The organism is Chloroherpetonaceae bacterium, assembly GCA_033763895.1.
Classification (GTDB): domain Bacteria; phylum Bacteroidota; class Chlorobiia; order Chlorobiales; family Thermochlorobacteraceae; genus JANRJQ01.
This window is the reverse complement of sequence record JANRJQ010000007.1, coordinates 272,002-284,747: the sequence shown is the minus strand read 5'-3', so window position 1 is coordinate 284,747 and position 12,746 is coordinate 272,002. Positions and strand designations below refer to the sequence as shown.

Genomic DNA, 12,746 nt, shown 5'->3' with positions numbered 1-12,746 from the left:
ACTTTAATTGTTTAATCGAATTTTTCAAATATCGGTTCTGAATTCGCGTACGAAGCCGTTTTATCGATAAGTGCGGTCTTTTGCTCGTTGAATGGGGTTTGATATCGGGCGAAGCTCGGAATGATGTCTTGGTAAATGGATTGCGTTTCTTCCGCACATTTTTCCCAAGTGAATGCTTTTGCGCGTTGAATCCCTTTTTGGCGCAGCTTTTCGCGGAGCGGCTTATTTCGATAAAGCTCTTCAATCCGATCCGCAAAAATGAACTCATTTGGCTCAGTTACGATTGCCCCGCCTTTTAAGATTTCATTGAGCGACCCGCGGTTACTCGATATCACCGCCGTTCCCGATGCCATCGCTTCTAAGGGCGGAAACCCAAACCCCTCATATAAACTTGGGAAAATGAAGACATCAGCTTTTGCATAGAAATTGCGAAGTTCACCATCAGAGATATACCCGGTAAAGCGAAGCCGCTTGAGACCGATGTGATGCGCAAGGCTCGGAAGGTTTGTTTTTTCGGGGAAACCGCCGCCAATTTCAAAGTCAATCTCAAGCCCACGCGATTCAATCACCTTCGCTGTTTTTAGAACCAAGTCAACATTCTTATGCTTCGAAAGCCCGCCGATGTAACGCACCGTAAAGCGTTCATTCGCCGTTTTAACTGCATCAGGAAAAAATTGATTATGGTTGATTCCATTCGGAATCACAGCGATTTTCTCCACCGGAATTTTTGCTAAGCGAATCAAATCTTCCCGCGATTGCTCCGAAACCACAATCAATTTTTTTGAAATCGTCGCAGCACGCTTCAATTGTATCAAATAGTTATAGAAAGCCGCTTGCGAGCTTGAGTAAATGAAGGGAATCGCATCGTGAACAGTGGTGATGAGCGGCGCATTCTTCACTCCCGCGATACTGTATGCAAATGCCGCATCGACATAGTCGGCATGATACACCGTTTCATTCAAGTTCAAGTGATGCTTTCGTTTCGCAATATCTGCCGCCAAGTAATACGGAGCGATATAGTGCCGAAGCCCGCCAAACGAGCGATAACGGTAGTTTCGAATGTGATTGGTATCGCCTTTTCCTTTGCGGCTTAAGGTTAATGAAGCCCCAATTCTGATAAAAGCTTGTGAAAGCTCCTCGCTATATCTGCCGATTCCACACGAGCGATGTTGGCAAGAAATCAATTCGATTGGCATTTAAACAAGCCCCTCCTGAACAAGATTGGGATAAAGGCATATTTGATTTCGCCCGCGAGACTTTGCTTGATACAGTGCTTTATCAGCAAATTCAATGAAAGTATCCATAGATTCAGATGGCGTAACGCTTAAACTGAAAATCCCGATACTGACACTCAAGTAGTGATCGGGCGAAACGCCTTCATTCCTTATCCTTAAATTTGATACCGCCGTACGAATACTTTCGGCATATCGATGCGCGGTGTTCAAATCGGTGTTCGAGTAAATGATTGCAAATTCCTCTCCGCCCAGCCGTGCCGCAAGGTCGGTTACGCGTTGGCTGGCGTGCTTTAAGACCGAAGAAACTTCTTGCAGCGCTTTATCACCAGCAAGATGACCGTAGGTATCATTATACTTTTTGAAATGATCCACATCAATCATCAAGAGCGAAAGTGGGGACGCGTTTCTTGCAAGCCTTCGCCATTCTTTCTGAAAGAATTCGTAAAATTTGGATCGGTTCGAAAGTCCGGTGAGCTTATCGGTAATCGATCGCTCATAAAGAACTGATTGATAAGCCAGCATTCGCTTGGCCGTTCTTAACTTGGCAAGCACTTCATCCCCATCAAGCGGTTTTGAAATAAAATCATCGACGCCCGATTCCATCGCTTCGATGTAGCGCCATTTACCGCCTCGTGCACTAATCATAATGATGAAAACATATCGATTCGCTTGTTGCTCCCGAATGGCTTTCGTTAGTTCGTATCCATCCATTTCGGGCATCATCCAATCCGTAATAACCACATCGATTTCTTCGATTGCCAATATGTCAAGTGCATCCTTTGATGAAAATGCAGTTACCACTTCAAATGATTCCTTTTCGAGGAACTTCTTAAACAAGCTGATTGCAAATTGATCATCATCAACTAAGAGAATTTTCATAAGTCTTTAATAGGTTTGTGAATAAACTTTCATTGTTTCTTGTGCGGTTTTTTCCCAACTGAATTCCTTAGCTCTTGCCAAGCCCCTTTCGGTGAGTGTTTGCCTGAATGACGGGTTCTGAATCAAAAAGGTCATTTTATCGACGGCGTCCTCAACGCTTTGTCCGAGCGGGAATGCGGCGTGTTCAAGTGTTTCGCTGAGTGCCCCCTTAAAGGAAGAGAGTACCGGAACGCCGGCCGCCATTGCTTCAAGAGGCGCAAAGCCAAAGCCTTCATAAAGTGACGGATAAACAAAGAGATCGCCGCTGTTATAGAAGGCATTCATTTCTGACTCGGGGATGTAGCCCGTAAACTCAACATTCTTGAGCCCAAGCGACATCGCAAGGCGTGGGTAGTCTGTCCGTTCAGGGAAGGCACCGGCAATTTTCAGCCGTGCTTCGGGGAATTCCTTTTCAATATGAAAAAAGGCACGTAACAACTGTCCAAGATTTTTCCTCACACCCAATCCACCGGAATAAATCAGGGTGAATTTCCCGCTTGCCTCACGATTGGCGCGGCTATTTTCAATCGGATAAAATTGGTGATGATTAATTCCATTATGAACCGCGTGAACCAAATGCTCAGGGTAACGCGCAAATTTAAGCGTATCGCGCTTAGCCGATTCTGATACCACAATGAGCGGGATTTGCTTTCGCCGAAACGCCTCTAACGCGCTTCGGTAATAAGATTCAAACAGCTTGTTTTTCTCAGGAATATGAAGGAGCGAGACATCGTGCATCGTTACCACCTTTGGCGCTTTGCGATTAAGAATCGAGAGCCCCGAAAGAAACCAATGCGCATGCAAAAGCCCTTGCGCCTGTGCGATGCCGCGTTCGATAAAGAGCGGCAAGAGATAAGGATGCAGATTGCGAAACGAACGGAACGGGATGCTTCGCACCCAATCAAACGCAGCGAGCGGGTCGGGTAACGATTTCAGTTTATAGAGGAAAGTATCTTCATTCTTTTCTCTTAAAGCCAATGCCAATTCAAAACTGTATCGACCGATGCCGGAGTGAAAGGATTGGCATGAAATGTGATTGAAATTCATCGAATTCTAAGTTGATTAAATAAGTATGCAAACTTAGAATCAATCGGCGCGCCAAGCTGAGCCGCTTCGATAAACACGCCTTATTACTCGATGAAACGATGAAAAGGTACGATTGAAACTGAATAAGATTGAAAGGGGATGCTCAGAAGCAGCCTGTTGATGATTTCTTTTGGCAGGATGAAAGGAGGATATGCTTTATCAATACTGCTTATGAATACTTTAATTCTCAGCCGCCGGCAGTTCCACATAAAAAGTTGCGCCCTTATCTTTGCCATCGGAGTGAACCCATATTTTCCCCTCATGCAATTCTACCAATTGCTTTGCAATTGAAAGCCCCAAGCCCGAAGCGCTCTCTCCGGCCGTCGGGGTTGAAGAAAGCCGTTGAAATGATCCAAAAAGATTGTGTTTATCATCTTCCGAAAACCCTTGACCTTTATCCGATACTGCCACAACCACGCTTGAAAGAAATTGCGGCTTTGGATTAGGATACTCCACACGCTTCACCACGATTCGAATCTCTTTGCCTCGCTCCGAATATTTTATGGCGTTGGAAACCAGATTATCCAGCACTTCGCACATTTTATCTTCATCCACATTGGCAAGGCATCCATCTTCCAATTCAAGCGATATTGATTGTTCCTTGCGCTTGGCCTGTTCTTCATTCATCGAAACAACCAGCATAATCAGCTGCGCCATATCAATCGGTCGCTTTCTCAGAGAGATTCTACCCGAATCACTTTCCATACTTTGAAGAAAGCCTTCAATGGTTTTCGTCATTCGGGTGACGATATCTTGAATCAAATGCGCATACTGAGCTTGCTCGCGGGTGGGGTTGCTCATTAAAATGGAATCGGCGTAAAGTGTGACGGCCGTGAGCGGATTTTTCAAGTCATGCACCACCATTCCCATCATTTGATTTTTATCGCGGTTCAACTGCTGAAGCCGAATCAGCTTTTCTTCCGAGCTTTGCAGAGCGGCCTCTAAGTGGTTGGTTTTATTGTGAATGATGCGTTCAAGATTTTCATTGACAATCTTAAGCTCGCGCTGCGCCTTTTCGCGATTCTTGGCTTGGATAGCCCGCGAAACCATTTCCGAAAGCACGCCGGCATAGCTTTGCTCAACAATCGACCACTCCCGTATTTCCCCGCAGTGTTCATGACACAGCACGCCAATCATATTCCCATCAAGCCGAATCGGGGCGTCAAGCATTGAGCGGATGTCATGCTCTTCCAAATACCCGTTTTTGAATTCCAATGTCGCGGGGTCGTTATAGGTATCGGAGGCGGAAAGGAAGCGTTCTTCGTTGAGATATTGAAAATAGGCGGGGAAATCGGCAGCATGCAAAATTTCGCCGAATGAAAATTCTTTTTGTTTTCGTGAGTAAAGGCAAACGCACGTGATGGCATCGCGCGAATCGTTGTAGAGCCAAATGGAAGCGCGCTCGCATTGCAAGGTTGCGGCGGCAGTCCAAACAATTTCGCGGAAGGCGAGTTCGGAGTCGCCGCTATCAATCGCGGGTGAACGCGAAAGTTCAAGCAGGGAATCGTACTGTTTTTTATAAAGCTGCAGCTCAGCCGAAAATTCGTACGGTTTACTCATCGGAAATCAAAATAAATGATTAGAAATCCAGCTTTCGTAAAGCTTCTCGTCGCTCGTTTTTATTTCCTTTTTCAATGGGTGTGAGAGAGACTTGTAAGAAATTAGAACATCTTGGGTTCAAAAGGAAATTATTTTTCGTTGGAATGACTCCCTCTTTTGTCATTTCGAAGCGGTAATAGGCTCGTCAAGCTCGCTGCGGAATCCTGCACGCACCAAATTGAGGTGGTTGAGCTTGTCGAAACCACCGTGTTGCAATCCCATCAATTGAATATGTCATTTCGAGCGTAGCGAGAAATCTCAGACTCTCCGCACGCACCAAATAAAGGCATGTCATACCGGCTTGTCCGGAATCCTGCACGGAACAAAATAAGGTGGTTGAGCTTGTCGAAACCACCGCGTCGCTTCCCACAAAACCTGAAGAAGTCATTTCGAGGCGTTAGTTTGCTCGTCAAGCTCGCAGCGAAAAATCTCAGACACTCCGCACACCAGAGATTTCTCACTCCGCTTCGCTTCGTTCGAAATGACCAAAAATGGGACAATATAAAAGGTGGTTGAGCTTGTCGAAACCACCGCGTCGCTTCCCACAAAACCTGAAGAAGTCATTTCGAGGCATTAGTTTGCTCGTCAAGCTCGCAGCGAGAAATCTCAGACACTCCGCACATCAGAGATTTCTCACTCCGCTTCGCTTCGTTCGAAATGACCAAAAATGGGACAATATAAAAGGTGGTTGAGCTTGTCGAAACCACCGCGTCGCATCCCACAAAACCTGAAGAAGTCATTTCGAGCGCAGCGAGAAATCTCAGACTCTCCGCAAACAACACAATGAGGTGGCCACGGGCTGTCGAAACCACGTGGCTAAAGCGAGAAAACCTCCATATTCAATAATTTATGCAACTATTCGAATTGAAATGAAAAGCAATACCCTTTATTGATCAATTAAACTGAATTAATATGTAGAGCTTATGCACTAAAAAAGTATGAGAAAGAATTTAAAGTACAGATCAAAATTACTTCCATCTGCAAGAAAAAAATTTGATGAGTTTCTGAATGCTCCAACACTATGGAAAAAAAGGGTGAATCGTTTACATCCATCTGATTGGGATACATTTTATTCTTTTATTGATCATTCAAATAGATATAATACCTTAGTTCACCAAAATGTATTAAGAAATGAACTGGAGTTTAATTTGTTTTCAAATGAACTTATTGAAGAATTGCTGACCGTTTATTATCATATACCTGAATTTTTAAATCGAAAAATATAACCCAATGAACCAACTCATCCTCGGCGACTGCCTTGAAGTCTTGAAAAAACTACCTTCAAACAGCATCGACCTGATTTACTTAGACCCTCCCTTCTTCTCAAACCGAAACTATGAAATTATTTGGGGCGATGAAGGGGAAGTCCGCAGTTTCCAAGACCGTTGGAGCGGCGGCATTGACCAATACATCGCGTGGCTGAAAGAACGCGTCGAGGAAATGCACCGCCTGCTCAAACCCACCGGCTCCATCTTCCTCCATTGCGATTGGCATGCAAATGCAGAAATAAAAATTTTTATAATGAATAGAATTTTTAAGGAAGAGAATTTTAGAGGTGAAGTAATTTGGCAACGAACAACTACTCATAACGATGCGAAAAAGAAACTTCCAGTCCTTAAAGATACTATATGGTTTTACTCTAAAACTTCAAATTTTAATTATAACCCAATTTATGGTGATTATAATATTGAGTATTTAGAAAAGGCCTACAATAAATATGATGATAAAGGAAGATTTCGATTAGATAATTTAGCAAACCCGAGTAGGGTAAATAAAAACGGATTGTATGAATACAAAGGATACAAACCGCCAAAAAACGGATGGCGCTGTACAATTGAAAAAATGAAAGAATGGGATGAAAATGGTTTAATATGGTTTCCAGTCGATAAAAATGGAAGATTAGCATTTAAGAGATATTTAGATGAAGATAAAGGGACGCTGGTGGGAGATGTTTGGACAGATATACCAAATGTTCAATTTCAATCTTTTGAAAGAATCGGCTACCCTACCCAAAAACCCATAAAATTATTAGAGCGCATTATTCAAATGGCAAGCAACGAGGGCGATACCGTGCTTGACCCTTTTGTCGGTGGGGGTACAACGGTGGTTGTTGCCGATAAATTAAACCGACATTGGATAGGAATAGACCAATCGGTAGCCGCCATAAAAGTAACGGAATTGCGCTTAGCCAATCAACAAGATTTATTCTCAAAACCCTACGCCATTCAACTGCATAAATACGACTACGATACACTTCGGTATAAAGATGCCTTTGAATTTGAAAGTTGGATTATTACCCAATTTGGCGGTACGCCCAATGCAAAAAAAGGCGGCGATAAAGGCATCGATGGAAAAAGCAAAGACAATGCGCCGATTCAAGTCAAACGCTCTGATGATATTGGGGTGAATGTGATTAAAAATTTCTTTGTTTCGGCAAAGCAATACGATAAAGTTGCTTTCGAGAGAAATATTCATGAAAGAAAACCTGTTGGTTATATCATCGCGTTTAGTTTTGGCAAAGGCGCCATTCAAGAAGCGGCGCGGATTAAAAATGATGAAAATGCAATAATTAAATTGGTATCTGTTAGCGAGATTATTCCTATCGCCAAAAAACCAACCTTGCAAGTATCGTTTGAAGATAAAGGCGCCGATAAAAAGGGGCTTCGGGAAATCGAATTTCGCGCCGTTGCCAATTCAGAATCCGGCATCGAATTTTATGCGTGGGATTGGAATTTCGATAGCGAAAAAAACCACTTTAAGCCCGAAGTGTTAATGGATAAAGAAGGCGTTCAGACGGCAAAATTTAAGGCTGGCAGTCATATTGTTGCTGTGAAAGCGTTCGATAACGATGGGCTTGAAAGCCTTGAAGTGATTCGATTGAAAGTTAATGGGGTGGTGACAAAAGAATAATTCAAACTGAAATTTATAATTTTCTTAATAAACCTCGAAAACATTCTATTGTCCTTTAATAGCATTCTGCTGCTTTTTGAATGATTAGCACAGCTAATCGAAAGCACTTCACTGCTAATCAAAATCACCGCGCAGCTAATTAAAAGCACTGCACTGCTATTTGAAAGATTCACTCCGCTTTACGAAAGCACCAAACTGCTAATCAAAAGCACTGCGCCGCTTTTCGATATTTATGCTCCGCTCATCGAAAGCACCTCGCTGCTAATCAAAAGCACAGCACTACTTTTTGATTTTACTGCCTCAAATAACTAAAAAGTGGCTACACCTTAGCAAAGCAAACACTCAAAAAAGGAAGAACGACACTTGAATTCGATTAAAAAGCGTAATCACTCAATAAACACCATTTATAAAGCATAAAATCGGAGAAAATAGAGCGTTTGGCGATGAAATTTGAGTGTTTAGCGATGATTTGTGAGTGTTTGGCGATTCGCGCTTGACAATTTTCAATTTGCTTTGTTTCTTGTAATGAGAGCAATCACCAACTCTCGCTTAACTTTCAAATAATTATAATCAAATACCACAAATGATTACGAGAACAAGAAGTCGTCCTGCTGTTGATCAACTTGCAACATCCAAAGAAGCCTTCAATGCGCTAAAAGCCATCACGGGTTATAAACCCGCGAATCCCGCGTTCGAAATGAGCGCCTTGCAACGCGCCTACGACGACATGATTGCCGCCGAAGCCGCCGAAACGCAAGCGAAAGCCGCCTTCGACACCGCCCGCGACAATGCCGTGCAGCGCGAATGGGCTTTTTACGATGCCATTTTGGGTATGCGGCAGCAAATCGTGGCGCAGTACGGGGCAAATTCCAATGAAGTGCAGGCGGTAGGGCTCAAAAAGAAATCGGAGCGGAAACGCCCGGCACGCAGCACCAAAAAAGCGGAGTAAATTGATTTGTTCTTTCATGCAAAGAGGATAATTAAATAAAAAAACCGCCGAGTTGTGGCGGTTTTTGAATTTTAATAGAATTAATTTGGATTAAACCATACCTTGATCATGAATTAAATAATCAGTATCGCTTGGGTTATCCTCAATTTTTAACTGAATGTCGCAAGTATTTAGAATATTTTTTAGTTCAGACAATCTATAATCAAATTCAAGTGCGCCCGAGAACAATTCTAAATAACTGTCATTATTTTTATAAAGAATTAATTTGCTAAAAGTGCATCTGTTCCCTCGGTCAGGGTCATTTCCGGTTAATAAAATGCTCAACATTTTGATGTCATTAATGGAAGATGAGTAAATAAAATTATCAAAATAAAAAAATAAGGAATTTTTTGTGAGGTCAATAATTATGCCCGAGTTTCCGACTGTTTTATTTTTATATTCTGAAGGTATTATTTTGACAAGCTCATTTTCATTAGAAAATAAGTCACAAGGATAAATATCTTTTAGTTGTAAAGTGATTGTTTTCTTTACATTCATGAAGAGATATTTGAGTATTGACATACATTTAATTGATTTTTATAAATAATAAAATACTAAATATTTCATTATCAAACACCCTGTTAAATAATTTATTGGAATTATTTGCCTCATTAATAACCCATTTTGAATCATAATCAATCTTTAAATCCTATAAATCATAGTTCAGACGGTGGTTGCGATATGCTCAACAATCTCATTTATCATGTGCAGGATTCCGGGCGCGCTTCGCTTGCCGGAATGACCTATTGATTTTATTTCTCTGTGTCCTTTGTGTTCTTTCTTAGTGCCTTTTGTGTTTGTAATTCCAAAACACAGAGAACACGGAGAAAATCCGCAAAGTGCACAAAGGATGAAAGGGTTTCAAAAAAGTAGTGGAAAGTGTCGTAATTAGTTCAGAGAAGGTTCTGTCCATTTTATTGTTGCCATTGATTCAAAACGCGGTCTTTGGCTTCAGAATGACTTGTTGTTTTTCCTTCCGCTTTGGCTTTTAATCCCTTTTCAATTTTATCAATCAAAAGGATCTGTTCAATAGCTTCGTCTGATGTCATATCAGCAGGCAGTGCAGAAAGGGCTTGAATGATTTTTTCTTTTAAAGTGAATTGCGGCTGTAGCATAAGCGTCCGGTAAATTTGATTGTGTATTCTTTTAGAATTTATGTTTTTTATACAAGACTTCAAGAGGCTCAATGATTTGAATCCTTCACGCTCCGTAAATTTCAGTTCAGCGCAGGAAGTGCCACCTCAAGGTGTAGCATACGGAAGGTCTGAGATTTCTCGCTGCGAGCTTGACGAGCAAACTAACGCCTCGAAATGACATGCAGTTAATGTGTGGTTCACGACACGGTGGTTTCGACACTTCGACAAGCTCAGTACGGCGCAGGCTCAACCACCTTTTATATTGTCCCGTTTTTGGTCATTTCGAACGAAGCGAAGCGGAGGGAGAAATCTCTGGTGTGCGGAAGGTCTGAGATTTCTCTCCGCGAGCTTGACGAGCATCATTAAAGCCTCGAAATGACTCATTCAAATAAAGGGCGTGCAGGATTCCGGACGCGCTTCGCTTGCCGGAATGACAGTCTTAATCCTGTTAATCATTTTAATCCCATAAATCATAGTTCAGACAGTAGTTTCGACAGGTCGTGGCCACCTCAAGGTGTAGCGTACGGAGGGTCTGAGATTTCTCGCTGCGCTCGAAATGACTCCTTTAGTTTTTAAGGTTCACGACACGGTGGTTTCGACAGGCTCAACCACCAAATTTTGTGGCGTGCAGGATTCCCGACGCGTCGCTGAAGCGACTTGCGGGAATGACATCTTTTTTCTCTTAATTCTTTCCGCGTTGCTTTTCTGCAATTGCTTGATGGAGATGGCGTTCTTCCAAAGTGGCGGTGGGATGGTTTTCTGCCAAGCATTCGCGCACGGCGAGCATTGTGGCTTTGCGGCAAATGAATTCAATATCTGCGCCTGTGAATCCTTCGGTTTTCTTCGCCAAGTCTTTCAAAAGGAATGTGTTTTCGGTTAGCAGGCTTTTGCCGAGTGTTTTGCCGCGAAGGTGAATATCAAAAATCTGTTCCCGATCTTTTTCTGTGGGAAGCGACAGTTCAAGCGAGAGATCAAAGCGCCCGCTGCGAAGCACGGCAACATCGAGCATATCGGGGCGGTTTGTCGCGGCGAGTACCACCACGCCCACAAGTTCCTCAATGCCATCCATTTCGGTTAAAAATTGCGCCACAAGCCGATCGCTCGTGCTGTTATCGCTGCCACTGCGTTTGGGCAAAAGCGCGTCGATTTCGTCGAAGAAGATGAGGCAAGGCGCGGCATGCTTCGCCGTTTTGAAGATTTCGCGAAGGCTTCGCTCCGGCTCACCCAAAAAGCGTGAAAGCAATTCCGCCGCTTTCACAGAAATAAAATTAATGCCCGATTGGCTTGCTGCGGCCTTTGCAAGCAAGGTTTTCCCTGTGCCCGGTGGGCCGGAAAGTAAAATGCCTTTTGGCGGTTTTGCACCAATCGACTGAAAGACTTCCTTAAAGCGCGTGGGATATTCAATCGCTTCCACCAATTCTTGCTTAACCGTCTCAAGCCCACCGACATCCTCCCAATGGACATTCGGCACTTCCACAAAAAACTCACGAATCGCCGAAGGCTCTACATCACGCAAGGCATCGCGAAAGTGATCCATCGTGACCGAGAGATTCGCAAGGGTTTCAAAAGGAATTTCCTTTTTGGCAAAATCAATTTCAGGCAAGATGCCGCGTATTGCAGCCATTGCGGCTTCGCGGCCAAGCGCTTCAAGGTCGGCACCGACAAAGCCGTGCGTGATTTCCGAAAGGCGTTCAAGCGAAACCTCTTGAGAAAGCGGCATTCCACGAGTATGAATGCCCAAGATTTCAAGTCTGCCGCGCTGATCGGGAATGGGAATGGAGATTTCACGATCGAATCGGCCCGGGCGACGAAGCGCGGGGTCGATGGCATTGGGCAAATTGGTTGCACCAATCACAATCACTTGTCCGCGTGAAGCAAGCCCATCCATTAAGGCCAAAAGCTGCGCCACAACGCGTTTTTCCACTTGCTTTTCGCTGCCCATATCTTCGCGCTTTGGCGCAATCGAATCAATTTCATCAATGAAGATGATGCTTGGTGCCTTTCGCCCGGCTTCTTCAAATACCGCGCGAAGTTTTTGTTCCGATTCGCCATAAAGTTTGCCCATAATTTCAGGGCCTGAAATGCTTGTGAAGAATGCGGAAGTTTCGTTGGCAACGGCACGAGCAATGAGGGTTTTCCCTGTACCGGGTGGCCCGAAAAGTAACACGCCCTTTGGCGCACGAATCCCTAAGCGTTCAAAGAGTTCGGGGTAGCGAAGCGGGAGTTCAATCATTTCGCGTATGCGCTGAATTTGATTGCCCAAGCCGCCAATATCTTCATAAGTAATGCCTTGGCTTCGCTCACTTGCAGCAGGTGAACTGGATTGTGAAAGTTTGAATTGTGTCGAGGAAGAAATAATCACCGCGCCCTTCGGTTCGGTATCAAGCACACGAAATTCTGAAGGTTTTACACCAAAGAATACGGTGCGAAGCCGATTGCCTTTAATGGCGGGGATGGAATCCAAGAGCGAAGAAATGTAGCGAATGTCATTTTCGGTACGAAGCGTGCCGCTGAGCGGTTCGAGCAAAATCATCTCTGCCGGTTGAATCGCGGCTTTGGAGATTTTCACTTTTTCATCAAGTCCGGCGCCGCAGTTTTCGCGCAAGATGCCATCAAGTTGAATGATGGATTTGCCGCGGTCATCGGCATAAACGGGCATCACTTTCGCAAGTGCTTTTGATTTGCCTAATATTTCAATGATGTCGCCTCCCACAAGTCCAAGTGAATTCATATCGGCGGGGTCGAGCCTCGCAATTGAACGACCAACATCTTTTTGTAATCCTTCTTTAATCTTTAAACTCAGAGTTGCAGGCGGAGAAATGAGGTTGTCGTTTGTCATAAATGTTTAATGATGAATCTTTAAATCCGGTTAAA

The 12,746-nt window shown here is 43.7% G+C and carries 15 protein-coding genes; 6 read left to right on the top strand and 9 right to left on the bottom strand.

What is annotated here, in order from left to right; genetic code table 11:
- Positions 1-11 precede the first annotated feature (11 nt).
- From SFU91_06320 to SFU91_06295, 6 genes are all read right to left on the bottom strand, one after another.
- Entirely contained in the window at positions 12-1,196 is a 1,185-nt protein-coding gene (locus SFU91_06320; protein ID MDX2128634.1) for a glycosyltransferase family 1 protein, read from the bottom strand.
- Positions 1,197-2,114: a diguanylate cyclase gene (locus SFU91_06315; GenBank protein ID MDX2128633.1), complete on the bottom strand. Its 918-nt coding sequence runs from the start codon at positions 2,112-2,114 to the stop codon at positions 1,197-1,199.
- Between the two features lie 6 nt (positions 2,115-2,120).
- Positions 2,121-3,200: a glycosyltransferase family 1 protein gene (locus SFU91_06310; protein ID MDX2128632.1), complete on the bottom strand. Its 1,080-nt coding sequence runs from the start codon at positions 3,198-3,200 to the stop codon at positions 2,121-2,123.
- A gap of 219 nt (positions 3,201-3,419) precedes the next feature.
- On the bottom strand, positions 3,420-4,799 hold the full coding sequence (locus tag SFU91_06305) for a GAF domain-containing sensor histidine kinase (GenBank protein MDX2128631.1): 1,380 nt from the start codon (positions 4,797-4,799) through the stop codon (positions 3,420-3,422).
- A gap of 184 nt (positions 4,800-4,983) precedes the next feature.
- Complete coding sequence (locus tag SFU91_06300) at positions 4,984-5,226, bottom strand: hypothetical protein (protein MDX2128630.1); 243 nt, start codon at positions 5,224-5,226, stop codon at positions 4,984-4,986.
- On the bottom strand, positions 5,223-5,402 hold the full coding sequence (locus tag SFU91_06295) for a hypothetical protein (protein MDX2128629.1): 180 nt from the start codon (positions 5,400-5,402) through the stop codon (positions 5,223-5,225). Before SFU91_06295 ends, SFU91_06300 begins: the two co-directional genes overlap by 4 nt.
- A gap of 120 nt (positions 5,403-5,522) precedes the next feature.
- Here SFU91_06295 and SFU91_06290 point away from each other — a divergent pair, with 120 nt between their 5' ends.
- The 4 genes from SFU91_06290 (at position 5,523) to SFU91_06275 (ending at position 8,697) form a co-directional block, all read left to right on the top strand.
- Entirely contained in the window at positions 5,523-5,684 is a 162-nt protein-coding gene (locus tag SFU91_06290; protein ID MDX2128628.1) for a hypothetical protein, read from the top strand.
- 92 nt (positions 5,685-5,776) lie between these two features.
- On the top strand, positions 5,777-6,064 hold the full coding sequence (locus tag SFU91_06285) for a hypothetical protein (GenBank protein MDX2128627.1): 288 nt from the start codon (positions 5,777-5,779) through the stop codon (positions 6,062-6,064).
- 4 nt (positions 6,065-6,068) lie between these two features.
- Positions 6,069-7,748, top strand: a complete 1,680-nt coding sequence (locus SFU91_06280) for a DNA methyltransferase (GenBank protein ID MDX2128626.1) — start codon at positions 6,069-6,071, stop codon at positions 7,746-7,748.
- A 583-nt stretch (positions 7,749-8,331) separates the two neighbouring features.
- Positions 8,332-8,697, top strand: a complete 366-nt coding sequence (locus tag SFU91_06275; GenBank protein MDX2128625.1) for a hypothetical protein — start codon at positions 8,332-8,334, stop codon at positions 8,695-8,697.
- Between the two features lie 90 nt (positions 8,698-8,787).
- Here the strand turns inward: SFU91_06275 and SFU91_06270 are convergent, their stop codons facing one another.
- Positions 8,788-9,258 carry a hypothetical protein gene (locus SFU91_06270; protein ID MDX2128624.1) on the bottom strand — a complete coding sequence of 157 codons (471 nt, stop codon included), beginning with the start codon at positions 9,256-9,258 and terminating at the stop codon, positions 8,788-8,790.
- Between the two features lie 102 nt (positions 9,259-9,360).
- Here SFU91_06270 and SFU91_06265 point away from each other — a divergent pair, with 102 nt between their 5' ends.
- On the top strand, positions 9,361-9,486 hold the full coding sequence (locus SFU91_06265) for a hypothetical protein (GenBank protein MDX2128623.1): 126 nt from the start codon (positions 9,361-9,363) through the stop codon (positions 9,484-9,486).
- 164 nt (positions 9,487-9,650) lie between these two features.
- Here SFU91_06265 and SFU91_06260 read toward each other — a convergent pair whose 3' ends face one another.
- The gene (locus tag SFU91_06260) at positions 9,651-9,851 is read right to left on the bottom strand and encodes a hypothetical protein (protein MDX2128622.1); all 201 of its coding nucleotides are present in this window, start codon (positions 9,849-9,851) and stop codon (positions 9,651-9,653) included.
- Between the two features lie 213 nt (positions 9,852-10,064).
- Here SFU91_06260 and SFU91_06255 point away from each other — a divergent pair, with 213 nt between their 5' ends.
- Positions 10,065-10,238, top strand: coding sequence for a hypothetical protein (locus tag SFU91_06255; protein MDX2128621.1), 174 nt, complete (start codon positions 10,065-10,067; stop codon positions 10,236-10,238).
- Positions 10,239-10,554: 316 nt separating this feature from the next.
- On the opposite strand, the gene SFU91_06250 is transcribed toward SFU91_06255, so the two are convergent.
- Positions 10,555-12,711, bottom strand: coding sequence for a CDC48 family AAA ATPase (locus SFU91_06250; protein MDX2128620.1), 2,157 nt, complete (start codon positions 12,709-12,711; stop codon positions 10,555-10,557).
- Positions 12,712-12,746 lie beyond the last annotated feature (35 nt).